Source organism: Alkalimonas mucilaginosa (assembly GCF_036327005.1).
Taxonomy (GTDB): domain Bacteria; phylum Pseudomonadota; class Gammaproteobacteria; order Enterobacterales; family Alteromonadaceae; genus Alkalimonas; species Alkalimonas mucilaginosa.
Map to the genome: position 1 here is coordinate 1 of NZ_JAUGZK010000018.1, position 23,364 is coordinate 23,364.

The following is a 23,364-nucleotide window of genomic DNA, read 5'->3' on the forward strand; positions in this document are numbered from 1 at the left end:
CCGATGCGCCCATCTAACCCCTTTCAGCCCTAACTAAGCTCAGAATCAGCCAACTCAATTTTCGCATCAAAATGCTGGCGGATTTCAGTCAGTGCCGCCTGCAGGGCGCCGCCGCAGGGTAGTGTCATCGCCTGGCGGGCTTTGCGTTGGCGGATGCGCTCGGCGCTTTGCAGGTAGCGCATCACTTCCAGTTCGCTGGTTAAAATAAGCCGGGGTACCGGCACGCTTTGGCCCTGCTCGTCTTTGGCGATCATGGTGAAGTAAGAGGAATTGCAGTGCTTCACCGCATCGGTCTGGATGTTTTGCGCATCTACCCGGATGCCGATCACCATGGAGCTGCTGCCAACAAAGTTGACCGAGGCTTTTAAGGTGACCAGCTCGCCGACTTCGATCGGGTTGAGGAAATCCACCCGATCGACCGAAGCGGTGACGCAATAGCGGCCGCTGAACTTGGAGCCGCAGGCAAACGCCACCTGATCCATTAAGGACAACAGGTAACCGCCGTGGATTTTACCGCTGAAATTGGAATGCGATGGCAGCATCAGCTGCGATAAGGTGACTTTGGAACTGGCAACGGTTTTGTAGTCTGCGCCCATAAAAGCTCCGGCTGGTGTTTTAAACACTGTAGCCGAAGCTGGTTGGTCGGTAAAGCGCACAGCGCCCTCCCCTAAAGCAGCAGGTGTGGTAGCTGTTTCGCTTCAGCTAGCGACTTACTTGCCACTGTAGTGGCCAGCCCAAAGCAGGCAATAGTTTGCTATAGATTGATAAGTTATAGTAATTTCCCTATAATCATAGCCGCATCACCAACTGATAGATTGGTAATTTAGTGTAAGTCTACTCAAAATGAGGTCGTAGCTGCGATGGACCCAATAAGAAATCCGTTCGCACCCGGTGCAGGAACCCCTCCTCCCGCCCTGGTGGGCCGTGATGACATTCTGTCAGCGGCGGAAATTACCTTACATCGTATTCGAAAGGGTCGTCCCGAAAAAAGCTTGATGCTTCTTGGGCTTCGCGGCGTTGGCAAGACTGTACTGCTTAATAAAATCGGGGAACGGGCTGAAGAGATTGGCTACAGTCTGGTAAAACTCGAAGCACCGGAAGGGCAACGTTTGGCTCAGTATCTCGCGCCAGCTTTGAAGGGTGTGCTGATTCGGTTGAGCAAGCTGGAAAAGGCCAAAGAGCTGGCAAGCCAGGCACTTGGGGCTTTACAGGGATTTGCAAGTGTCTTCAAAGTTTCAATCGGTGAAATTAATCTGGAGGTTGCCGACCCTCATGTAGCAGACAGCGGAAATCTCGAAATTGACTTGCCAGGATTGCTAACGACCGTTGGCAAAGCTGCTCGTGCAGCACAAACCAGCGTAGCAATACTGGTAGATGAAGTTCAATACCTTGGCGAGGAGGATCTTCGTGCTTTAATCGTCGCGTTGCACGCCATAAGTCAGGGCGGTTTACCCATAGTCCTATTTGGTGCCGGACTGCCCCAGGTTGCCGGACTGGCAGGGGATGCGAAATCGTACGCTGAACGCTTATTCGACTATCCGACGGTTGGGCCGCTTCGTAGCCCGGCTGCCAAGGCTGCCATTAGACAGCCCATTCAGGATGAAGGCGAAGAGATCCAGGAGCAACCGCTAACCATGATCGTAGAGGCGACCGGTGGCTACCCATATTTTCTCCAAGAGTGGGGAAAACATACCTGGCGAGTCGCTGAAAAATCACCCATTAACGAACACGATGTCGAAATAGCGACCGCAGAGGTAACCAAGGCATTGGATAGCAGTTTTTTCAGGGTACGATTTGATCGCCTCACCCCAAAAGAACAGGACTACCTGCGGGCGATGGCTGAGCTTGGCCCCGGGCCACATCGCTCAGGTGAAATTGCAAAGCTTTTAAAGAAGAAGGTGGAAAGTTTAGGGCCGCTCCGTAGTGGGCTGATCAAAAAAGGGATGATTTGGAGTCCATCGCACGGCGACACCGCATTCACAGTGCCACTTTTTGACGAGTTTATGAAGCGAGAAGTACCGAACTGGGAAGGCCCCACCTAAGGCAGATCTCCCAATGCAGCCAGTGGACTGGCAAGCTTTCAATACGAACTAAGCACCAGATAAAGCACTGAGCCAGCTAGTTCAGCTGGCTGGCGGTGGGTTTGTCCTGCACCAGTACCCAGGGCGCGATCACCACGGCCCACAGCTCTTGCTTGGCATCAAACCACTGTTTGGCTTGTGCTTCCTCGACCCGCTTCACTTGCCCCTGCGTTAGCCAGCTTTGCACCTGCTGGCTGTGATCCTGACTAAAGGCATAGGCTACGTCCACCAAATCCAGGCTGAGATCCACCGCTACCACCGAACCGGCGGCGTAGAATTTTTGCAATTCCAGCCAGTTGATGCGGGCGGTTTCGCTGGTGATTTTGGCTTTGATCAGTTCCGGGGTTTCAACCTCCGGCGGGGTGATGGCAGTCATGGGGTTTCCTTAAAAGCAGTTACTGCCCGCAGTATACCATGGCCCAGCGCTGGGTTTTAACCCAGCCTGGACTGGCCGGGGCGCTTTACTCGCTGGCTTCTTTGTCTTCCGTTACCTGCTGGGCGCTCAGATCGTGTTTTTTCAGCAGCTTGTAAAAATCGGTGCGGTTACGCCCGGCGAGCTCGGCCGCCCGGGTGACATGGCCGTCGGTCATTTGCAGCACCCGCACCAGGTACTGGCGCTCAAACTGATCGCGCGCTTCGGTTAAAGTGGGCCAGTAGCTGCTGTCCTGCGCTAAGGCCTGCTCGACCAGACTGGCACTGATCACCGGGCCATGGGTTAAAGCCACACACTGCTCCACCACATTAACCAGTTGGCGAACATTGCCCGGCCATTTGGCGGTGGTGAGCAGCTGCATCGCATCGTCGGTAAAGCGGGTGGCCTTCACCTGATGGCGCTCGGCACTTTGCTGCAGCGCATGGCGCGCCAGCAATGGAATATCTTCCGGCCGCTGTTCCAGTGGTGGCAACTGCAAATTGACCACATTCAACCGGTAGTACAAATCTTCGCGGAAGCTGCCCTCGCCCATCGCCTGCTGCAAATCCTGATGGGTGGCCGACAATACCCGCACATTGATCGGGATGGTTTTGCTGCTGCCAACCGGCCGGATTTGCCGCTCCTGCAAGGCGCGCAATAATTTGACCTGCAGCGGCAATGGCATATCGCCGATTTCATCCAGAAACAAGGTGCCGCCATCGGCTTCACGGAACAGGCCATTGTGCTCATTGACCGCGCCGGTAAAGGCGCCTTTGGTGTGACCAAACAGCTCAGACTCCAGCAGGTGCTCGGGCAAAGCGCCGCAGTTAATCGCCACAAAGGGTTTTTCTGCCCGTGGGCTGGCACAGTGAATGGCCCGCGCCAGCAGCTCCTTGCCGGTACCACTGGCGCCGGTGATCAGCACACTTACATCGCGCTGCGCCACCCGCTGCGCTTGCTGCAACACGGTTTCCATCTGCTCGGAGCGGCTGATAATGGCCGCGCGCCAATCCGACTGCTCCGGCACGCTTTGGTGCAGCGCCTGCTGCAGAATATCGCGCAGCTCGCTGTGATCGAGCGGCTTGGTTAAAAAACCAAACACACCGCGCTGGGTAGCGGCTACCGCTTCGGGGATCGAGCCATGGGCCGTCATTAAAATCACCGGCAAGCCGGGATTGCGGCGGGCGATTTCATCGAACAAGGCCATGCCATCCAGCCCCGGCATCCGCAGATCGCTCAGCACCACCTCGACATCCTGTTTGGCCAACACCTCCAGCGCCGCCTCGGCGCAATCGGCAGTCAGCACCACAAAGCCTTCGCCTTCCAGTCGCAGCGTCAGCAAACGCAGCAAACTGGGATCATCATCCACCAATAAGACGCGGCCCTCAGGGTTGCTCATTGTTCACTCCGTTATCCGGCTGATTCAATCGGGCTTCAATCTGGGTCAGGGCTTCGATTTGTTGCTCCAGCTCCAGATTGCGGGCCCGCAGCTGTTCGTGTTCATGCTGCACATCGGCCAGGGTGCGCGACAGCGCGCTGATGGCAGACTCGGCCTCCAGCAGCTTTTGGTTAAAGGCCAGATCCCAGCCAAACAAAGCAGCCAGATCCGGCGCCGCCAGCATCAGGTGCTCGGCCAGCTGCATCTGGGCCCGAAAACGGGTTAAGTAGTTGTTCTCCGGGTGCAGCTGCATCAGGCTGGTCTGGATGGCGGCCAGTTCAGGCTGCTCCTCCAACTCCCACTGCTCCCGTTGCAGCGAGCTGCTGCTGAGCACCTGCTGGCGAAACTGCAACCAGGCCAGCAGGCTGTCGCTATCGTCGGCAAGGCTCAGTTGTCGCTGTGGCTCCGCAGTCGGCTCCGGCTCGGGTTCTAGCTCTACCTGCTCGGCCACAACCTCAGGTTCGGGTGCAGCCTGCTGCGAACCAAGCAACTGGCACCCCACCAGGCTGAGTAGCACCAGACCAACCAAGATCACTTTCATACCAATTCCTCGGGCAAAGGCAGGCGGATACGGACACAAAAATCCGCCTGAGGTGAATCGACAATGTCGGCTTTTCCACCCAGCAAGCGGGCGCAATCTGCGACAATGGACAGGCCAAGACCGGAGCCCTGCACCTGATCGTGGCGCGGGCTTTGGCCGCGCTGGAAAGGCTCAAACAAACGTTCGCGCTGCTCGGGCGCTATGCTGTGGCCTTTGTTGGCGACATCCAGCCACCACTGCTGCTCATGCTGCTGCAATTCAATCCGTACTTCGCTGTTCTCAGCACCATAGGCTTGGGCATTGTTGATCAGATTATCCAAAATACGCCGGAACAACATGCCATCGGTGTACAGCTGTTCAACCTGGCAATTAAGCCGAATGGCCTGGCCGCGTTGCTGCAGCGCCAGGGTATGATCCTGCACACAGGCTTCTATCATGGCACGGGCCGGATGCCATTTTAACTCAGGTTTGGCTTGTTGCAGTAAGCGGTTGTAATCCAGCAACTGCTCGGTCAGTTGGCTGAGCCGGTCGGCACTGCCGTTCAGCAAGGCCACCACTTCCTGCTGCTGGGGCGTTAAAGGCCCGACCAACTCCTCAGTCAGTAAGGAGCAGCCTTCCCGGATACTGGATAACGGCGTTTTCAGTTCATGCGAGGCATGGCGCAGTAAAATCAGCCGCAAGGACTCCAGTTGCTGCAAGCGACCAGCCAGTACCCGCAGCTGCTCGCCCAGCTCGGTCAGCTCTTTCGGGCCCTGCACTCTGGCTTCCGGAAACGGCTGCTGCCGGCCAATGGCGCGGATCATCCGCTCCAGCATAGTGACCGGGCTGGTAATACGGCGCGAACCCCAGATCACCAACAGCAGGGTTAAAAACACCAACAGAATGGTTTGCCAGGTCAGTTGCTGCTGGGCTGAGGCGACATCGCGCTGCTGCGCTGCCAGTTGCAGCTCCAGTTGTTGCCAGATCTGCTGCGACAAACGGCCCTGCTGCTGTCGCAGCTGCTGCAATAAGGGTTCGAGCTGGTCGGCACTTTGCTGGGTAAAGGATTGGTTGAGCTGCTGCAGGGTGAGTTCTTGTTGCTGGCATAAGGTGCTTTCGGTTAAAGACTCACAAACCTGAGGCAACAGTTGCTGGTAGCTGGCCAGATGGTTTTGCGCCAGCCGGGCCAATGCTTCGGTTTTTAGCACGGCAAACTGGCGAATGGCACGCTCGATATCCACCACCTGGTTTTGCATTTGCTCCATCCGCCGCACGCTGGCAGCCGAGTTGCTGGCCTGCTCCACCGCCTGCTGGCTGATGCCGGTTAAAGCACGGTGACTTTGCCACATCAACACCGCCACCGGGATCAGCGCCAGCACAAAGCTGGACAACACCAGTTGTCGCAGGGAAGCGGTTTGCAGCAGTTGAAGTTTCATCGATTGGATACGGTCGTCCGATTTAATGCAAGCATACCGTGTTTAGAGCAGAAACGACAGTCTGTGACCCAGCGAACCGGAGTGACCCAAGTAACCGGAATGAACCGGGTGACCAGGCCACAGACCATCAAGGGGAATCAATTGCCCGTAACAGGCTCAACCTCTGACGACAGGGCTGTTGCAGCAGCATCTGTCAGTACCTGCTCACGTTCCCAGGCAATAACGCTTTCATTGTTCAGGTCGATACGACGCAGCATGGCGGTAACCAGCATCAGATTCAGAATCAAAAAAGTGACCAGTGCAGCAATTACAGGGTCCATCGTAGTCTCCTCAGGCGCCATGATACAAAGTTCGTGATAAATTCCAGCGCGTTCTGAGGTGACTAATACAACTGTTGTGCCAAGTTTATTATATTTTCATTATCAAGCACTTAGATCAAAACCAGTGAAAGAAGACCGCGAAAGTGTCTCTGATTGGCGACAGCAAAAGCGATATAAAAACAAAATCATTTAAAAACAAGTGGTTATACTGTCTTTTTTTTGCGACACCGGCTGTGAAGCCGTGAACAACCGGGGTTTGGCCATTTCTCACGTTCTGCGCCGACCACTGAAAAAGATCGACGTTTAGCCATCTATACTGTTGCAACCTAAAAAAAATGGTGGTACTAATAGAGCCAGTACAAAAATAAGGCGAACCACAATGCCACTGAATGCTTGCCACAACAGCATTATTTTCAACCTCCTCCTCCGTCGTATACCACACGGGGCAGTTGGTGCTGTGCGCAAGTAACGCAGCCAAATTCTGAAAAAACCCCGTGCCTAAGGCCGGGGTTTTTTGCTTTTAGGCAGCGCCATCCCAGCCGGGGCCTACCACTGACAAGTACGATGAAAGGAAAAGCAGCATGAGTGCGGACAATAAAATCTGGATCTTCGACACCACCCTGCGAGACGGCGAACAGGCGCTACGGGCCAGTTTAAGCCAGAAGCAAAAGATCCAACTGGCCCATGCCATCGCCCGGCTGAATGTCGATGTGATGGAGGTCGGCTTCCCGGTGTCGTCCCCCGGTGATTTTGATTCGGTGCAGCGCATTGCCCGCGAAGTCAAAGGCCCGGTGATCTGCGGCCTGGCCCGCGCGGTAGCCGGCGATATTGAAGCTTGCGGCGAAGCGTTAAAAGACGCCGAGCGTAAGCGGATCCATACCTTTATCGCCACCTCGCCGCTGCACCTGGAGTACAAGCTGCGCAAGACTCTGCAGCAGGCGACCGAGCAAGCGGTGGCGGCCATCCGTCAGGCCAGCCGTTACACCGACGATATCGAGTTCTCCTGCGAAGATGCCGGCCGCACCCCGATAGACGATCTGTGTTACATCATTGAACGGGCCATTGCCGCCGGCGCCACCACCATCAATATCCCGGACACCGTGGGCTACACCATCCCGACCGAGTTTGCCGCCATTATTCATGCACTGAAAAACAAGGTGCCGAACATCGACAAAGCCCGTTTGAGCGTGCATTGCCACAACGATTTAGGGCTGGCCGTGGCCAACAGCATCAGCGCGGTGCAGGCCGGAGCCCGTCAGATTGAGTGTACCGTCAATGGCATTGGCGAGCGCGCCGGCAACTGCTCGCTGGAAGAAGTGGCGATGATTGTACGAACCCGCCAGGATGTGTTTGCGCCGCTGTACACTGACATTAAAACCACCGAGATTTACCGCAGCTCGCATCTGGTCAGCCAGATCTGCAATATGCCGATTCAGCCGAACAAAGCGGTGGTCGGCGAAAATGCCTTTGCCCACTCATCCGGCATTCATCAGGACGGCGTGTTAAAAGCACAGAATACCTACGAAATTATGGCCCCGGAGCAAGTCGGCATTCGCCAGAACGAACTGAACCTGACCTCGCGCTCCGGCCGCCATGTGATCCAGCACCGGTTAAGCGATCTGGGCTACAGCAAAGACGACTACAACCTGGATGAGCTGTACCAGAGCTTTCTGGCACTGGCCGATCAGAAAGGCCGGGTGTTTGATTACGACCTGGAAGCCCTGGTGTTTTTCCAAAACCTGCAGGAGCAAGACGAGTTTTACCGGTTGGAGTTTTTAAGCTCTTCCACCCATACCGGCCATGTGGCCAGCGCAACCGTCGGTCTGCGCTGCGGCGACGACCTGCTGACCGAAGCCGCCACCGGCAATGGCCCGGTCGAAGCCGCATTTTTGGCCATTCAGCGCATCAGCAAACTGCCCATCCGGATGGTGGATTTTAACTTATCCGCCAAAGGCAGCGGCGAAGATGCGCTGGGCCAGGTCGATATTATTGCCGAGTTTGAAGGCCGCCGTTTCCACGGTGCCGGCCTTGCCACCGACATTGTCCGCGCCTCGGTGCTGGCCTATGTCCATGTGTTGAATATGATCCAACGCGCCCAGCAGGTCGATGCCTGCAAGCAAGCGCGTCAACGAACCGCAGGAGCAGAAACAGAATGAGTCAGACACGTTTTAAGGTTGCCGTCCTGGCAGGCGATGGCATCGGCCCGGAAGTAATGGCCGAAGCCCACAAGGTACTGAATGCGGTGGAAGCGCGTTTTGGCCTGACTTTTGAGCGCACCGAGGCGCTGGTTGGCGGCGCTGCCATTGATGCCGTTGGTCAGCCGCTGCCGCCGCAGACCTTATCCATCTGCCAGCAAAGCGATGCCATTTTGTTTGGCTCGGTCGGTGGCCCGAAGTGGACCGGGCTGGCACCGGATCAGCAGCCCGAGCGTGGCTCTTTGCTGCCGCTGCGTAAAACCTTCGATTTATTCTGCAATCTGCGCCCCGGCCAGATTTACCCGGCCTTTGCCGACTTGTCGCCGCTGCACCCACGGGTCAGCAGTCAGGGCATGGATGTGCTGTGCGTGCGCGAGCTGACCGGGGGCATTTACTTTGGTGAAAAAGGCCGCGGCGAGAACAGCGCCTTCGATACCCAGACCTACAGCACAGCCGAAATCAGCCGCATTGCCCGGGTGGCTTTTGAAGCGGCGCAAAAACGCAGTCACAAAGTGACCTCCATCGACAAAGCCAATGTGCTGCAAACCAGTATTTTGTGGCGCGAAGTGGTGACCGAAGTGGCGAAAGATTTCCCGGATGTTGCGCTGGAGCATATGTACATCGACAATGCCGCCATGCAGCTGATCCGTAGCCCACAGCAATTTGATGTGCTGCTGTGCGACAACCTGTTTGGCGATATTTTATCCGATGAGCTGGCCGCCATTGCCGGCTCGATGGGCTTATTGCCTTCGGCCAGTCTGAATGGCAGTGGCTTTGGCCTGTACGAGCCGGCCGGTGGCAGCGCGCCAGATATCGCAGGCCAGGGCATTGCCAACCCCATCGCCCAAATTTTAAGTGCCGCCCTGATGCTGCGTTACAGCTTTGGGCTGGAAGAGGCCGCCAAAGCCATTGAGCAGGCGGTGCAGCAGTGCCTGCAACAGGGCATTGTCACCCGCGATATTCAACCCGATTCGTCCTATGGCACCGCCGATGTCGGCAGTGCCATCGCCAACGCCATTGCAGGAGCCTGAGCATGGGCCAGACCTTATACCAGAAAATTTACCAGAGCCATGTTGTCGGTCAGTTAAATGCCAGCACCGATCTGCTGTACGTCGACCGCCACCTGATCCACGAAGTGACCTCGCCACAGGCCTTTGCCGGTTTAAAGCAGGCCGGGCGGCCGGTGCGCCGGCCGGATCTGACCTTTGCCACCATGGATCACAATGTGTCGACCCAGCGCCGCAGTATGGACGCCGCTGACGAAACCTCGCGCAAGCAACTGGAGGCCCTGGCAGAGAACTGCGATGAGCACCGCATTCCACTGCTGGATTTAACCCACCCGGATCAGGGCATTGTGCATGTGATTGGCCCGGAGCTGGGCTTAACCCAGCCTGGCATGATCATTGTTTGCGGCGACTCGCACACCTCAACCCATGGCGCTTTTGGTGCCCTGGCCTTTGGCATCGGTACCTCCGAAGTCGAGCATGTGCTGGCCACCCAAACCCTGCCACAGCAGCGCGCTAAAACGCTGAAGATTGAAATTAACGGCAGCCTGTCGGCGCATGTGACGCCAAAAGACGTGATCCTGGCGGTGATTGGCCAGTTGGGCACCGCCGGGGGCAATGGCTATGTCGCTGAGTTTTGCGGCAGTGCCATCCGTGCCATGAGCATGGAAGGCCGGATGACGCTGTGTAATATGAGCATTGAAATGGGCGCCAAAGCCGGTTTGATTGCACCGGACGACACCACCATCGCCTATTTACAAGGCAAAGAGCATGCGCCCAAAGCCGAGCACTGGGAGGCGGCGGTCAGCTACTGGCAAAGCCTGTATTCAGACGCGGATGCTGTGTTTGATCAGGTGGTCACGCTGGATGCCAGCCAAATCAAACCGCAGGTTAGCTGGGGCACCAGCCCGGAGCAGGTGATCGCGGTCGATCAGCCCATTCCGGCCGCCGAGTCCTTTAGCGAAAGCAGCAAGCAGGATGCCGCCCGCCGTGCTTACGAGTACATGGGGCTGCAGCCTGGCCAGAAGCTGACCGACTTAGCGGTGGATGTGGTCTTTATTGGCTCTTGCACCAACAGCCGGATTGAAGATTTACGCGCTGCTGCCAGCCTGGTGAAAGATAAAAAGGTGGCTGCCGGCGTGCGCGCCCTGATTGTGCCTGGCTCTGGCCAGGTGAAGCGTCAGGCCGAAAGCGAAGGCCTGGCCACCATTTTCAAAGACGCCGGTTTTGAGTGGCGTGAACCGGGTTGCTCGATGTGCCTGGGCATGAACGACGACCGGGTTGAAGCCGGTCAGCGCTGCGCTTCGACCAGCAACCGCAACTTTGAAGGCCGTCAGGGCCGGGGCAGCCGTACCCATCTGGTCAGCCCGACTATGGCCGCCGCCGCTGCCATCGCCGGCCGTTTTGTAGACATCACCACAGGAGACTGGGCATGAATCCAAGCATCCACCCGGTATTTGCCAGCGGCCTGGTTTGCCCGCTGGATAAAAACAACGTTGATACCGATCAGATCATTCCAAAGCAGTTTTTAACCTCGGTCAGCCGCGATGGGTTTGCCGAGGCGCTGTTTTACGACTGGCGCTATCTGGCCGATGGCAGCCCAAACCCGGATTTTGTGCTGAACTTCCCGCAGTATCAGGGTGCCACCATCCTGCTAAGTCGCGCCAACTTCGGCTGCGGCTCCAGCCGGGAGCATGCGCCCTGGGCTCTGCAGCAGTATGGTTTTCAGGTGATTATAGCCGAGAGCTTCGCCGATATTTTCTACAACAACTGCGCCAACAACGGCATGCTGCTGATTGCGCTGAGCAAAGGCAATATCGACAGCCTGTTCACCCGCTGCAACGAAGGGCCGCAGCAGTGGCAAATCGATTTAAAAAATCAGGAAATCCGCTTTGGCAACAATGCGGCGCTCGGCTTTGAGATTGACCCGGATATCAAGCAGCGCTTGTTAAGCGGGCTGGATTTTATCGGCAGCAGCGAGCAGTTCGCACCGCAAATCAGCGATTTTGAGCAAAGCCGCAAAACCAGCCAGCCCTGGCTGGGGTAAGCACCTGGCATCAGCCCCGGTTCCGGGGCTGATACTATATTTCGTTACAAATTCATACGGCCATCACACTTACATTTCCACAACCGATTCGCTACCTTGGAGGCTCACCAGCTTACAGGAGCCCTGCCATGTTATTTACCACCACCGATACCCTGCCCGGCTATCAGATCCAAACTGTGCTTGGTGTTGTCACCGGCAATGTGGTGCAATCCAAGCATGTTGGCCGCGATATTATGGCGGGCTTAAAAGGCATTGTTGGCGGCGAACTGAAAGGCTACACCGAGATGATGAGCGAAGCGCGGGACAAAGCCATTCAGCGACTGGTGGAAGAAGCCAGCAAACTGGGCGCCGATGCCGTGGTGGGTATTCGTTTTAGCACCAGCGCGATTTTGGCCGGTTCCAGCGAACTGCTGGCCTATGGCACTGCTGTCAAATTGCAGCAGACCTGATTGATGCTCTCAGTGGAGGCGATTATAGCATCGAAACACGGCAAGACTTTTTACAGCCATTATTATTGCTTTGGATGACCAACTATTCGGATCAACACTTCAGCCAGAATAGGGATGCTTTGCTACACGCCGTGCAGTCAGACCGCCAAAAACATCACAAATAAAAACCTTTTATTTCACAAAATAGTTTTTTATTATGGTAAGCGAGCGGCGAAACAGTCCCGCCCTTTTCAGCAAAGGAGCCTGATCCGTTATGAGACATTACCTTATTGCCAGCTGCTGCCTGCTGTTTAGCAGTTTTTGTTTTGCCGCCGCGGATGGCAAGAACACAGCCTTAAACTGGCTGCAGTTGATTGATCAAGGCCAGTATGAAACCAGTTGGCAGCATGCCGGCACTATAGTGCAGCAGCAACTGACTGAAACCCAGTGGCAGCAGATGGTGCAAAAGGCACGGCAACCTTTTGGGGCCTTGCAAAGCCGCACAATACTTAGCCAACAAGAGCACAGCTCTTTGCCCGGCGCACCGGATGGCCGTTACCTGATCCTGACCTTACAAAGCCAGTTTGAACACAAAGCTGCAGCCATTGAAACTCTGACATTAAGCTTCGAACAGGATGAGTGGCGCACTGTTGGCTATTTTATCCGTTGAGATTGCGTTAGCACCGTTACCGCTGTGACGGTGCAGTCTTCGGCCACAGATACTGCCGGCTCAAATATAAAAAGTGAGCAGAAACCACAATGGGTGGAGCAAGCATCAAAACCAGGCTCATGGGTGGCGGGCCAATAAAAACTGACGCCAGCAGCAGCCCGACCAGACCACAGGCAATGTATCTTAGTAAGATCCCAGGTGCTGCCACCCGGGCATCGGGCCTAAGCACTTTAATCATCAACTGCAATACTCCCCAGACACCAAAAGCCCCTAACACAAGTGCAATCAAAGGCAACACCAGCTCAAAGGCTCCCTCAGCTACCAAAGCTAACAATAGCAAGGGGCTCATCATCACCCCAAAAACCCACAAGTACAAGGGCAGACAGAACCCGATAAAGGTTTCAAATAGTAGTAAAAAAGCGCGAAGCTCTTTCATAGCGAGCTGTAAACCTGGCTTTTACGCATAGCGATGCCGTTGTTATCCAAAAACATACGGCGCATTCCTACATCCACAGCACACTGAGCACAATCAGTGTCAGAAAAGCGCTGATGAAAGTCAGATTGTAGATGGAACTGGTTAGCCAGAATTTCAGCAGGGTTTTACCCCACCCTTGTTGGTAGTAAAACTTTTGGCACAGCAGCAAATACAGAGGGATCCACCACAGTAAAGCAGTTTTCAGCCAACCGACCGGACTGGCAAGCCAGGCCCAGGGGATGCTGCTTTGCAGCATGCCAAGCAGCAACACAAAAACGCCCATTTGCAAAATAAAGCTGTGGCTGTGCAGCGCCAGGATCAGGTGCTCCATGTAAAAGCGGTTGGAGCGGATGTACATCAGCTTCAGCAATAAGGCAAACAGCGGCAGCAGCAAAAACATCATTTGCGGTGCCAGCGAAAAAAACTTGTTGATCGCGAGCTTGGGGCTGGCAATCAAGGCATTAAAACGCTCATCAACCCGCTGCTGGGTTGCATCGGAAAGAAAAGGCAGTGGCAACGCATAGGGCAGCTTTTCCGCTCCAAGCAACTGAGGCAGCTCATTGCCAGGTTCTGTTGTTGCGTCACCACGGGCCTCAGCTTCAATTTTCCGCATCAGCTCGCTAAGAGTGAGCTTACTGCCATCTTCAATTTCGATCAGAATGCTGTCTGGATCGGTGTGAGAACTGTCTTCAATCGCCTGATGCGGGACCAACTGGGCCAGAATAAGAAAGGTGAGTACCGAGGTAAAAATATACAACCGCAGCGGCGGCACATAAGGCACCCTGTGTCCCTGCACATAGCGGCGGGTTAAAAACCCAGGTCGAAACCACAGCGGCCATAAGGTTCGCCATAAACGGCTGTCCCAGTTGCTAAATTCGCCAAAAAACTCGCTCAGCACCCCGGTCAAGTTGCGAATGTAGCTCTTTTTCTCTTGACCGCATTCATGGCAGAAGGCCCCTTCCAGAGCAGTGCCGCAGTTATCGCAGTGTTTTAGCAAGGTTTCCATGCTGTTTATTCTTGTTATGTAAAAAGTCCTGACCTGATTTTACGTGAGCACTGTGTTTTGGCAATAGCCCGCATAAAAGCCACCGTACCGACCTTCGTCGGCTTTTTTTCAGTGTCAAATCAGGCTATTGTTATACTAATTTTGAAACTCGCTAAGATGGAGCCGCCTGTGGCGACAAAAACCAAGCAAAAAACCCCTGCCTACGACTTTGACAGCATTATTATCGGCACCGGCCCGGGCGGTGAAGGGGCGGCGATGAGTCTGGCCAAAAGTGGCCAACGGGTCGCCGTAATTGAACGCTATCAGTCGGTCGGTGGCGGCTGCACCCATTGGGGTACCATCCCCTCCAAAGCGCTGCGCCACTCCGTCAGCCGCTACATTGAATACAAAGAAAACCCGTTGTTTCAGCTGGATGAAAACAAAACACACCTGACCTTTGATGAAATTTTAAAGCACGCCGCCGGTGTTATTCGCAAACAAGTGCGACTGCGCAGCAGTTTTTACGACCGTAACCGGGTGACGATTTTTCATGCGGATGCCACCTTTGTTGGCCCGCACCAACTGGAAATCACCGAAGCCGATGGCTCCAAGCAGGTGCTAAGCGCCGCCAATATTGTCATTGCCAGCGGCTCGCGCCCTTACCGGCCAGCCTCTGTCGACTTTAACCACCCACGGATTTACGACAGCGATACCATCTTGTCGCTGCGTGACGATCCGCGCCATGTCATTATTTATGGTGCTGGCGTGATTGGCTGCGAGTACGCCTCGATTTTCCGCGGCCTTGGGGTACGGGTCGATTTGGTCAATAATCGCGATCGCCTGCTGGCCTTTATGGACAGCGAGATTTCCGATTCGCTCAGCTACCACTTCTGGAATTCCGGTATCAATATCCGTCATGGTGAGGAATTCGACAGCATCGAAGGCCGCGACGATGGGGTGGTGCTGCATTTAAAATCCGGCAAAAAAATGAAAGCCGACTGCATTTTGTTTGCCAATGGCCGCACCGGCAATACCGACAGCCTGAACCTGGCTGCGGTGGGGCTAAAAGCCGATGGCCGTGGCCAGTTGAAGGTCGACGACAACTACCAGACCGAAGTGCCGCACATTTATGCGGTGGGCGATGTGATTGGTTACCCCAGCCTGGCAAGCGCTGCCTACGATCAGGGCCGCATTGTCGGTACCGCTATTGTGAAGGGCCAGTGTGAAAGCCAGCTGATTACCGATATCCCGGTGGGCATTTACACCATTCCGGAAATCAGCTCGGTTGGTAAAACCGAGCAGGAACTCACCGCTGCCCGCATTCCCTACGAAGTAGGCCGGGCTCAGTTCAAACACCTGGCCCGGGCGCAAATTGCCAACACCAATGCCGGCAGTTTGAAACTGCTGTTTCACCGCGAGACCAAAGAAATTTTAGGCATCCATTGCTTTGGCGAGCGGGCGGCAGAAATCGTCCATATCGGTCAGGCCATTATGATGCAAAAGAATGGCGGCAATACCATCGAGTACTTTGTGCACACCACCTTCAACTACCCCACCATGGCCGAAGCCTACCGGGTGGCAGCATTGAATGGCTTAAACCGGTTGTTTTAAGGTTTTGCGCTGCCCTAAACGCACAAAGCCTGGCAGTTGCCAGGCTTTGTGCGTTTTACTGAATTTAATCGTCGGTATTCATATGGTAAGTCGGGCTAAACGACTGCACGGCCTCGACAAAGACACTGACCCGCTCCGGATCTACATCCGGCGTGATGCCATGGCCAAGGTTAAAGACATGGCCTGTGCCCTGGCCGTAGCCATCCAGGATGGTCTGCACTTCCTGGCGAATGCGCTCTGGCGTACCGAGTAAAATATTCGGGTCCATATTGCCTTGCAGCGCCACTTGATCGCCGATGCGCTTGCGCGCCTGGCCGATATCCATGGTCCAGTCCAGGCCCACACCATCACAGCCAGTGGCGGCGATTTGCTCCAGCCAGAGACCACCATTTTTGGTGAATAAGGTCACCGGTACCTTGCGGCCATCGGCCTCACGGGTCAGGCCATCGACAATCTGCTGCATGTAACTGAGCGAATACTCTTTGTAATCGCGCGGCGTGAGCACCCCACCCCAGGTATCGAAAATCATAATGGACTGAGCGCCAGCAGCGATCTGAGCATTCAGGTAGGAGGTGACGCTCTGCGCCAGCTTATCCAGCAGCATATGCAACACTTCCGGCTCGCTGTACATCATCTTTTTAATGATGCTAAAGGTTTTACTGCTGCCACCTTCGACCATATAGGTCGCTAAGGTCCAGGGACTGCCGGAGAAGCCAATCAGTGGTACTTCGCCATTCAGCTCGCGGCGAATGGTACGCACCGCATCCATCACGTAACGCAGCTCCTGCTCAGGATCCGGGATAGGCAAATTCACCACATCCATAAAATCACGGATTGGCCGCTCAAACTTTGGCCCTTCACCTGCACCAAAATAAAGGCCTAAGCCCATGGCATCCGGGATGGTCAGAATATCACTGAACAAAATCGCCGCATCCATCGGGTAACGGCGCAGCGGCTGCAAGGTGACCTCGCAAGCCAGCTCAGGGTTTTTGCACAATGACATAAAATCACCGGCTTGAGCCCGGGTCGCACGGTACTCCGGCAAATAACGGCCAGCCTGGCGCATCATCCAGATAGGGGTACGGTCTACAGGTTCTTTGCACAGTGCGCGCAGGTAACGATCGTTTTTTAATTGCATGATGTCATCAATCCAAATAAGAATGCTGTTATCTTAGCATTGCTAGCCAGTGGGCTCTAGCTCGAATACTGATCCGAATCAAACTGACTGCAGACTGAATATCACAAAAAAAGTTCAAAAAGATGCTTGTATGCTGAAAATACATCTGCTATAAAATGAGGGCGCTAGTGAAGAATAAGAATAAAGAAGCCCGTTCACGGGACCTGTTAATCACCTTGTGTTTTCAAGCACTTAGTGATTTAAGCCACGTTAAGTGGCTTTTTTATTGCCTGCGATTCGCTGCTTCACTTGTTCAATCATTTGCCCGGATAGCGTTTGCAGCGGTGGTACCTCTGGCAAAGCAGCTAAATCAAACCAATGCGCTTCTTCAATTTCATTCGGCTGACACCGAATCGCACCGCCGACATAACGAGCAATAAAACCAGTCATCAGTGAATGGGGGAAGGGCCAGGGCTGGCTGCCGACATACTCTAGCTGGTCAATATCAATGCCCACTTCTTCTTTTACTTCACGCACCGCGGCTTGTTCCAGCGTTTCGGCGGACTCGACAAAACCGGCCAGAATAGAGAAAAAGCCCGCTTTGTGCCGGCTGGATCGCGCCAGCAACAACTGATCGTCTTTCACCACAGCCACCAGTACGCAAGGGGCAATACGCGGGTAACAGCGATGACCACAACGGTGGCACAAAGCCGCCAGTTCCCAGCTTACCAGTTGCATGGCCGAGCCGCATTGGCCACAGTAACGATGTGTTTGTAAAAACAGCGCTACCTGCACAGCCCGGGCCGCCAGCTCAAACACCGCTTCACCCTGTTGCAGTAATTGCCGGGGATTCAGCCAGTTTTCTTCATCCTGTCGCTGGTCATTGAGCACCCAATAATACACCGGCTTACCATTAAACAGGCCTAGCGTGCCGCTTTGCTCTGGTTCACCAAAGAATGGCACCAGCTCCGCCATGCTGCTGTAGTGCAAACCATGCTGTGTTGGTGGCCAGTAAATTTTCTGCTGATTTACTACCAGCCAGTAGCCATGAGTCTCTGCCTTGAGCGGTAAGCTGTGACTGATCATACTCCATCCTCATTTTAGGAACATTTGGCAACAATGGTTGGCCTGTTGCCTGACTGGGGGTATGATAAATGGTCAAAGAGTTCAGACCAATGAAAAAACCATTGATTTTAGCAGCTGAATTCTTTTAAGTAGACCAAAGACCAGACAGGGTAAGGAGCAAGTCATGTACAGGCGGGTTCAGGCAGCACAACAAAAGTGGGGCGGCGCTTTAACCGCAATCGATCATTGGCTGACAGAACGCCAGCAGTTGATTATCAGTTACTGCAAACTGGCAGGCTTACCGCCCTTTGATGACAAACAGCGCGCCAAACCAAGTCAGGAAGCAGTGCAAGAGTTCTGTCAACTGCTGATGGATTACCTCTCTGCCGGTCATTTTGAGGTGTATGAGCAGATCGTATCTGAATGTGCTGTCAACGGCACCGACAGCCGCCAACTGGCCAATCGCTTGTATCCTAAAATTGCCGTATCAACCGACTTGGCGCTCGAGTTTAACGATAAATACGCCGAGCATTTCAGCACCCGGCAAAGTGGCGCCTTTGATCTGGAACTATCCGATCTGGGACAAGCGCTGGAAGGGCGCTTTGAGCTGGAAGACGAGTTGATCCATACCCTGCATCATAAACACAGCGATCAGCAAACCACAGCCTGATAAGTTTCCAGGCCAAAATAGCAAGGGCAGCTGTAAAGCTGCCCTTTTTGTAGACAAATACCGCTTTATTCAGTGGCGGTCTTGATATCCAGCAATTCCACTTCAAACACCAGCACGCTGTTCGGTGGGATCACGCCCATATCGCGGGTACCGTAAGCCAGTTCAGACGGAATGGTAAAGCGGAACTTAGAACCAACATTCATCAATTGCACACCTTCAGTCCAACCTGGAATAACCCGGTTTAATGGGAATTCAATCGGTTCACCACGCTCGTAGGAACTGTCAAAGGTCGTGCCATCCAGCAAGGATCCCTGATAATGCACCTTTACGGTATCCGTAGCAGCAGGCTTAGCACCATCACCTTGCTCCAGTACTTCGTACTGCAGGCCAGACTCCGTCACTTGCACCCCTTCCTTGCTGGCATTTTCGTTCAGATACGCCTGACCTGCCGCCAAAACTTCAGCAGCTGCGGCTTCCGCTTGCTGCTCTTGCTTTTCCCGGAAGCTTTTATCCAGCGCAGTCAGGTGCTGCTGGATCTCTTCCTCTGTTACGATGGCTTTGCCAGCAATCGCATCCTTCATGCCACGTACAATCAGATCGGCATCCAGATCAATGCCCATAGCCTGATGCTCAGCCACTGCATTCTCAATATAGTAACCGGCAGAGACACCAAAGCTGTAGGATTGCTGCTGAGTGTCCGTCTCCAGTGTCACCGGACCTTCCGTTGGAGCGGGTTGACAGGCAGACAAAGCAAGGATGGATGCAGCCACCAGGCTGAGTTTGGTTGTTACGCGCATTATTTTCTCCAAATCGGGCAGCCTAAGCTGCACACTGTGTTATGATTTTAATCGTCATCCTATACTAACGGTTTGTGGAGATGAGGTTAAGCCATCACAGCAAATATCTGCCAATTTTCCTGTTTTTGCTGATAACAGCCGCCTGTAGCCGGGTGGAAACCACCCCGATACAGCAGTGGAAGCATGCAGCTCAAGCAACCTATGCAGCAGCCATCTCCAGCGATGGCCGCTATGCGGTGCAATCGTCGGTGCAGCATGGCATTACCATTTGGGATACTGAGCGCGAAGGCTTAATGTATCAATGGAACCATCGTGATGCCGATGCAAACATTGTGTTCGCATTGGCGATTAGCCCGAACAACAGCCATGTGCTCAGTGCCGACCGCACCAACTTTGCCTTATGGCGTATTGCCGATGGCGAGAATGTTGGCTACTGGCAACTGGATGAATCCTCGGTGCGTGATATTGCCGTTTCGCACAATGCCGAGCATCTGTTAATTGGCAAAGGCAATGGCGGTGTGCAACACATAACCTTTGCAAGTGGCCGCCGGCTGGAGTTTCTCGGCCACAGTGAGCGCATCAACAGCGTCGATTTATCGCCCAATGGTCGCTTTGCCCTGACCGGTGGCAACGATTACATGGCCTATTTGTGGAATACCGAGACTGCCCAGATCATTCACAGCTTTCCGCACCCAAGCCGGGTCACCAAGGTAGCGCTGGACCCGCAAGGCCGTTTTGCCTTTACCGCCGATAGCCAAAGCACAGCGCAAATCTGGGATATTCAGACCGGTCAGCTGGTGAGCCGGCTGCAATTTACCGCCCGCCAGCAAATTTTCAGTGCCGTGCGCTTTAGCGACGATGGCCGCTGGCTGGCCACTGGTGCCCCCAGCCGCAACTTAGCCTTATGGGATGTACAAACGGGCCGGGAATTGCAGCGCTGGCGGGTCTCGCCCCGCGTCGGCAGCCGGCCACCCAGCGCGGCCGTGCATGCAGTCGCCTTTTTTGGCCCCAATCAACTGATTAGTGAAAGCTCCAGTGGTTTGGCTGAAGTCTGGCAAATCCAACTGGACAAGGACTAAGCGGGTTGCGTAGACTTCAGCACCGCGAACAAAGCGAATCACATTATGAGCACCTCAGAACACGACAAAGTCGAACTTCATATTATTGAATTGGAAAGTAAGATTGCTTTTCAGGATGATGCCATGCAGCACCTGAGCAAAGAGTTGCTGGAGCACCAGAAGCAAATTAAGGTACTGCAGCAGCAGGTACTGCTGCTGGCGAAGCAATTGCAGCGGCAGGAGCAGGATGAAATGATGCCGCAGGATCAGGAGCCACCGCCGCCGCATTACTAACAGGTTAATCCGGCTTAAAAACCCCAATCAATTGCTCACTGCTGCCTGCTGCCTTGCTCACCTTCGCATCCGGCTGGGTCATCTGGTAGCCGCAGTGTACGCACTCCACCTTTTCTACATTGTGCTCTAAAAACAGCATCATGCTGTCCATGGCATGGCATTTGGGGCAGGTTGCGCCGGCGATAAAGCGCTTTTTCTTGCGGGTATCCATAAAACTCTCGATCAGTGAACTCTGGCCATTATACATCAGTAGCCACAGAAATGATCAGCACGGTCACCCACTGTACTCGCTGAGCAGCCCCCTCTTCAGGTATACTGCCTGCTTTGTGCCAGCCCGCAACCGAGATGCTTTCATGATCCAACTGCAACAACTTGAACTACGCCGCGGCAGCAAAGCCCTGTTCAGCGATGCCAACCTGACCATCTTCCCCGGCCAGAAAATTGGCATTATTGGTGCCAATGGCTGCGGCAAGTCGTCCTTATTTGCCTGTTTTTTGGGCCAATTGGCCCCCGATGCCGGAGAGCTGAGCATCCCGGCCAGTTGGGAAATCTCGACAGTAGCGCAGGAAACACCAGCACTGGACTGCCCGGCAATGGAGTATGTATTGCAGGGTGATGAAGCCCTCTACCCTTTACTGCAGTTATTGAAACAAGGCGGCGATGGCGAGCTGCTGGCCACAGCGCACCAACAGATTGAACAGCTAAACGGCTACAGCGCTGAGGCCAAAGCCGGCATTTTGTTGGCGGGACTGGGGTTTGATGGCGCCATGCAACAGCAGGCAGTGAAATCCTTCTCCGGTGGTTGGCGTATGCGATTGAACCTTGCGCGAGCGCTGATGAAGCCCTCGCAACTCTTGCTGCTGGATGAGCCGACCAACCACCTGGATTTGGATGCCGTGCTCTGGCTGGAAAAGTACCTGCAAAGCTACGATGGCACCTTATTGCTGATCAGTCACGACCGCGACTTTCTGGATGCCGTCACTGACAGCATTATTCACATTGAACGCCAACAAGTGCAACTGTACAAGGGCAATTACAGCCAGTTTGAGCGCCAACGCGCCGAGCGGCTGGCTCAGCAGCAATCCATGTTCGAGAAACAGCAGCAGCAAGTGGCGCATTTGCAGCAGTTTATCGACCGCTTCAAAGCCAAAGCTTCCAAAGCCAAGCAAGCGCAAAGCCGGGTGAAAGCCTTAGAGCGCATGACGATGCTGGCGCCAGCCCATGTCGACTCGCCCTTTAGTTTTTCGTTTCGCCCCCCCAAAGCCTTACCAAACCCGCTGCTGAAGCTGGAAAAAGTACAACTGGGCTATGGCGATCACACCATTTTGCACAACATCAACTTTCAGTTGCTGCCGGGCAGCCGCATTGGCTTACTGGGCCGTAACGGTGCCGGTAAATCAACGCTGATCAAACACCTGGCAGGCAATCTTCCAGCCCAGGCCGGTGAGCTTTGGACCGCCAGCGGCATCAGTCTGGGTTATTTTGCCCAGCACCAGCTGGAAACGCTGCGCCCAAGCGACTCAGCCTTGCTGCAATTGCAACGGCTAGACCCTGCCGCCAGCGAGCAAAGCCTGCGTGATTTTCTCGGTGGCTTTGGTTTTCATGGTGATAAAGCGCTGGAGCCCTGTGCACCTTTTTCCGGTGGTGAAAAAGCCCGGCTGGTGTTGGCCTTGCTGGTGTACCAACGCCCAAATTTACTGCTGCTGGATGAGCCAACCAACCACCTGGATCTGGATATGCGCGAAGCCATCGTGATGGCGCTGCAGGACTTTGAAGGCGCCATTGTGGTGGTGTCGCACGATCGCCACTTGCTAACCAGCACCACCGATGAGTTTTATCTGGTGGCAGATGGCAAGGTCGCCCCTTTTGCCGGTGATTTGCAGGATTATTACCAATGGTTGCAGCAAGACAGCCGCAAGCAAAACAACCAGGTAGAGCCAAAACCAGACAGTGTCAGCCAACGCAAAGATCAAAAACGACTGGAAGCCGAGCTGCGTAATCTGCTTAGGCCACTGAAAAAAAAGCTGGAGCAGGCCGAAGCCCAACAAGAGCAGTTAACGGCCCGGCTAACTTTGCTGGAACAACAACTGGCCGAGCCAGAGCTGTACGAAGCAGCGCGCAAGGCGGAACTGACAGAGCGACTGGCCGAACAGGCCAATGCCAGCAAAAGCCTGGCTCAGGTAGAAGAAGACTGGTTCTTGCTGCAGGATGAGCTGGAACAAACCGAGCAAGCCTTCTGGCAGCAACATGGCTAAGTTACCGACTACTGAGCAATTCTGGCAATTTTGTCTTGAGTGCTATCCAACTATACAGCAGCCTTTGCTCCAGTTGCAGGATGACTGGGGTGCCAATGTCAATCTGCTGCTGTTATTGCTTTATGCAGAGCAACAACACTGGTACTGGTCTGCAGCAGAGATAGCCCGGCTGCATCAGGCGGTGCTGCCAGCTAATCAGCAGTATACCCTGCCCATTCGCCAGTTACGCCGCCAGTTAAGTGAACAGCCAACCATAAAAGCGGCCTTGCTGCAAGCCGAGCTGGCAGCAGAGCAATTGGAGCAACAAGCGCTGCTGGCCGCCTGCCCGAAGCCAAAGCCAAAGGAAAGCCTGCTCCAGCCTCAGTTACTTGAACAGTACCTGTCGCTCAACGGCATTGGCGTAGTAACTAACACCAGCAACCTAGTGCAGCAACTCAGGCAGACTATTCACAGCATCAGTAATGGCTGATTGCTACGGCTACTCCG

Annotated in this window: 25 protein-coding genes; 13 read left to right on the forward strand and 12 right to left on the reverse strand. The window is 54.5% G+C overall.

What is annotated here, in order from left to right:
• Window positions 1-29 precede the first annotated feature (29 nt).
• Window positions 30-596 carry an acyl-CoA thioesterase gene (locus QWF21_RS16625; RefSeq protein WP_330089241.1) on the reverse strand — a complete coding sequence of 189 codons (567 nt, stop codon included), beginning with the start codon at window positions 594-596 and terminating at the stop codon, window positions 30-32.
• Window positions 597-860: 264 nt separating this feature from the next.
• Between QWF21_RS16625 and QWF21_RS16630 the strand changes: the two genes are divergently transcribed.
• Window positions 861-2,042 (forward strand): ATP-binding protein, encoded by a 1,182-nt coding sequence (locus QWF21_RS16630; RefSeq protein WP_330089178.1) that lies wholly within the window; start codon window positions 861-863, stop codon window positions 2,040-2,042.
• A gap of 76 nt (window positions 2,043-2,118) precedes the next feature.
• Here the strand turns inward: QWF21_RS16630 and QWF21_RS16635 are convergent, their stop codons facing one another.
• The 5 genes from QWF21_RS16635 to QWF21_RS16655 all read right to left on the reverse strand — a co-directional run bounded on the left by QWF21_RS16635 (window position 2,119) and on the right by QWF21_RS16655 (window position 6,207).
• A complete protein-coding gene (locus QWF21_RS16635) occupies window positions 2,119-2,457 on the reverse strand; it encodes a DUF2288 domain-containing protein (RefSeq protein ID WP_330089179.1) in 339 nt (112 codons plus the stop codon).
• An 85-nt stretch (window positions 2,458-2,542) separates the two neighbouring features.
• Entirely contained in the window at window positions 2,543-3,892 is a 1,350-nt protein-coding gene (locus tag QWF21_RS16640; RefSeq protein WP_330089180.1) for a sigma 54-interacting transcriptional regulator, read from the reverse strand.
• Window positions 3,879-4,472 (reverse strand): hypothetical protein, encoded by a 594-nt coding sequence (locus tag QWF21_RS16645; protein ID WP_330089181.1) that lies wholly within the window; start codon window positions 4,470-4,472, stop codon window positions 3,879-3,881. Before QWF21_RS16645 ends, QWF21_RS16640 begins: the two co-directional genes overlap by 14 nt.
• Complete coding sequence (locus QWF21_RS16650; RefSeq protein ID WP_330089182.1) at window positions 4,469-5,887, reverse strand: sensor histidine kinase; 1,419 nt, start codon at window positions 5,885-5,887, stop codon at window positions 4,469-4,471. The genes QWF21_RS16645 and QWF21_RS16650 overlap by 4 nt, the downstream gene beginning before the upstream one ends.
• Before the next feature lie 137 nt (window positions 5,888-6,024).
• Window positions 6,025-6,207: a hypothetical protein gene (locus QWF21_RS16655; protein WP_330089183.1), complete on the reverse strand. Its 183-nt coding sequence runs from the start codon at window positions 6,205-6,207 to the stop codon at window positions 6,025-6,027.
• Window positions 6,208-6,788: 581 nt separating this feature from the next.
• Here QWF21_RS16655 and leuA point away from each other — a divergent pair.
• The 6 genes from leuA to QWF21_RS16685 all read left to right on the forward strand — a co-directional run bounded on the left by leuA (window position 6,789) and on the right by QWF21_RS16685 (window position 12,551).
• On the forward strand, window positions 6,789-8,363 hold the full coding sequence (gene leuA / locus QWF21_RS16660) for a 2-isopropylmalate synthase (RefSeq protein WP_330089184.1): 1,575 nt from the start codon (window positions 6,789-6,791) through the stop codon (window positions 8,361-8,363).
• Window positions 8,360-9,433 (forward strand): 3-isopropylmalate dehydrogenase, encoded by a 1,074-nt coding sequence (leuB, locus tag QWF21_RS16665; protein ID WP_330089185.1) that lies wholly within the window; start codon window positions 8,360-8,362, stop codon window positions 9,431-9,433. Before leuA ends, leuB begins: the two co-directional genes overlap by 4 nt.
• Before the next feature lie 2 nt (window positions 9,434-9,435).
• The gene (gene leuC / locus QWF21_RS16670) at window positions 9,436-10,842 is read left to right on the forward strand and encodes a 3-isopropylmalate dehydratase large subunit (RefSeq protein ID WP_330089186.1); all 1,407 of its coding nucleotides are present in this window, start codon (window positions 9,436-9,438) and stop codon (window positions 10,840-10,842) included.
• Window positions 10,839-11,453 carry a 3-isopropylmalate dehydratase small subunit gene (gene leuD, locus QWF21_RS16675; RefSeq protein WP_330089187.1) on the forward strand — a complete coding sequence of 205 codons (615 nt, stop codon included), beginning with the start codon at window positions 10,839-10,841 and terminating at the stop codon, window positions 11,451-11,453. Before leuC ends, leuD begins: the two co-directional genes overlap by 4 nt.
• Before the next feature lie 128 nt (window positions 11,454-11,581).
• Entirely contained in the window at window positions 11,582-11,902 is a 321-nt protein-coding gene (locus tag QWF21_RS16680) for a heavy metal-binding domain-containing protein (protein WP_330089188.1), read from the forward strand.
• A gap of 253 nt (window positions 11,903-12,155) precedes the next feature.
• A complete protein-coding gene (locus QWF21_RS16685; RefSeq protein WP_330089189.1) occupies window positions 12,156-12,551 on the forward strand; it encodes a DUF4019 domain-containing protein in 396 nt (131 codons plus the stop codon).
• A 16-nt stretch (window positions 12,552-12,567) separates the two neighbouring features.
• Here QWF21_RS16685 and QWF21_RS16690 read toward each other — a convergent pair whose 3' ends face one another.
• Window positions 12,568-12,987, reverse strand: a complete 420-nt coding sequence (locus QWF21_RS16690; RefSeq protein ID WP_330089190.1) for a hypothetical protein — start codon at window positions 12,985-12,987, stop codon at window positions 12,568-12,570.
• Window positions 12,988-13,054: 67 nt separating this feature from the next.
• Window positions 13,055-14,032 carry a DUF3667 domain-containing protein gene (locus QWF21_RS16695; RefSeq protein ID WP_330089191.1) on the reverse strand — a complete coding sequence of 326 codons (978 nt, stop codon included), beginning with the start codon at window positions 14,030-14,032 and terminating at the stop codon, window positions 13,055-13,057.
• A gap of 156 nt (window positions 14,033-14,188) precedes the next feature.
• Here QWF21_RS16695 and sthA point away from each other — a divergent pair, with 156 nt between their 5' ends.
• The gene (sthA, locus tag QWF21_RS16700) at window positions 14,189-15,622 is read left to right on the forward strand and encodes a Si-specific NAD(P)(+) transhydrogenase (RefSeq protein WP_330089192.1); all 1,434 of its coding nucleotides are present in this window, start codon (window positions 14,189-14,191) and stop codon (window positions 15,620-15,622) included.
• A 64-nt stretch (window positions 15,623-15,686) separates the two neighbouring features.
• Here the strand turns inward: sthA and hemE are convergent, their stop codons facing one another.
• A complete protein-coding gene (gene hemE / locus QWF21_RS16705; RefSeq protein WP_330089193.1) occupies window positions 15,687-16,760 on the reverse strand; it encodes a uroporphyrinogen decarboxylase in 1,074 nt (357 codons plus the stop codon).
• Window positions 16,761-17,009: 249 nt separating this feature from the next.
• The gene (gene nudC / locus QWF21_RS16710) at window positions 17,010-17,825 is read right to left on the reverse strand and encodes an NAD(+) diphosphatase (protein WP_330089194.1); all 816 of its coding nucleotides are present in this window, start codon (window positions 17,823-17,825) and stop codon (window positions 17,010-17,012) included.
• A gap of 163 nt (window positions 17,826-17,988) precedes the next feature.
• On the opposite strand from nudC, the gene rsd reads away from it, so the two are divergent.
• Window positions 17,989-18,474 (forward strand): sigma D regulator, encoded by a 486-nt coding sequence (rsd, locus tag QWF21_RS16715; protein ID WP_330089195.1) that lies wholly within the window; start codon window positions 17,989-17,991, stop codon window positions 18,472-18,474.
• Window positions 18,475-18,539: 65 nt separating this feature from the next.
• Here the strand turns inward: rsd and fkpA are convergent, their stop codons facing one another.
• On the reverse strand, window positions 18,540-19,271 hold the full coding sequence (fkpA, locus tag QWF21_RS16720) for an FKBP-type peptidyl-prolyl cis-trans isomerase (protein WP_330089196.1): 732 nt from the start codon (window positions 19,269-19,271) through the stop codon (window positions 18,540-18,542).
• 80 nt (window positions 19,272-19,351) lie between these two features.
• Here fkpA and QWF21_RS16725 point away from each other — a divergent pair, with 80 nt between their 5' ends.
• On the forward strand, window positions 19,352-20,350 hold the full coding sequence (locus tag QWF21_RS16725) for a WD40 repeat domain-containing protein (RefSeq protein ID WP_330089197.1): 999 nt from the start codon (window positions 19,352-19,354) through the stop codon (window positions 20,348-20,350).
• A 45-nt stretch (window positions 20,351-20,395) separates the two neighbouring features.
• The gene (locus tag QWF21_RS16730) at window positions 20,396-20,623 is read left to right on the forward strand and encodes a SlyX family protein (protein WP_330089198.1); all 228 of its coding nucleotides are present in this window, start codon (window positions 20,396-20,398) and stop codon (window positions 20,621-20,623) included.
• Window positions 20,624-20,627: 4 nt separating this feature from the next.
• Here QWF21_RS16730 and QWF21_RS16735 read toward each other — a convergent pair whose 3' ends face one another.
• The gene (locus QWF21_RS16735) at window positions 20,628-20,834 is read right to left on the reverse strand and encodes a YheV family putative zinc ribbon protein (RefSeq protein WP_330089199.1); all 207 of its coding nucleotides are present in this window, start codon (window positions 20,832-20,834) and stop codon (window positions 20,628-20,630) included.
• A gap of 142 nt (window positions 20,835-20,976) precedes the next feature.
• Here QWF21_RS16735 and QWF21_RS16740 point away from each other — a divergent pair, with 142 nt between their 5' ends.
• Window positions 20,977-22,878: an ATP-binding cassette domain-containing protein gene (locus QWF21_RS16740; RefSeq protein ID WP_330089200.1), complete on the forward strand. Its 1,902-nt coding sequence runs from the start codon at window positions 20,977-20,979 to the stop codon at window positions 22,876-22,878.
• The gene (locus tag QWF21_RS16745; RefSeq protein ID WP_330089201.1) at window positions 22,871-23,347 is read left to right on the forward strand and encodes a TIGR02444 family protein; all 477 of its coding nucleotides are present in this window, start codon (window positions 22,871-22,873) and stop codon (window positions 23,345-23,347) included. Before QWF21_RS16740 ends, QWF21_RS16745 begins: the two co-directional genes overlap by 8 nt.
• The last annotated feature ends 17 nt before the right edge of the window (window positions 23,348-23,364 follow it).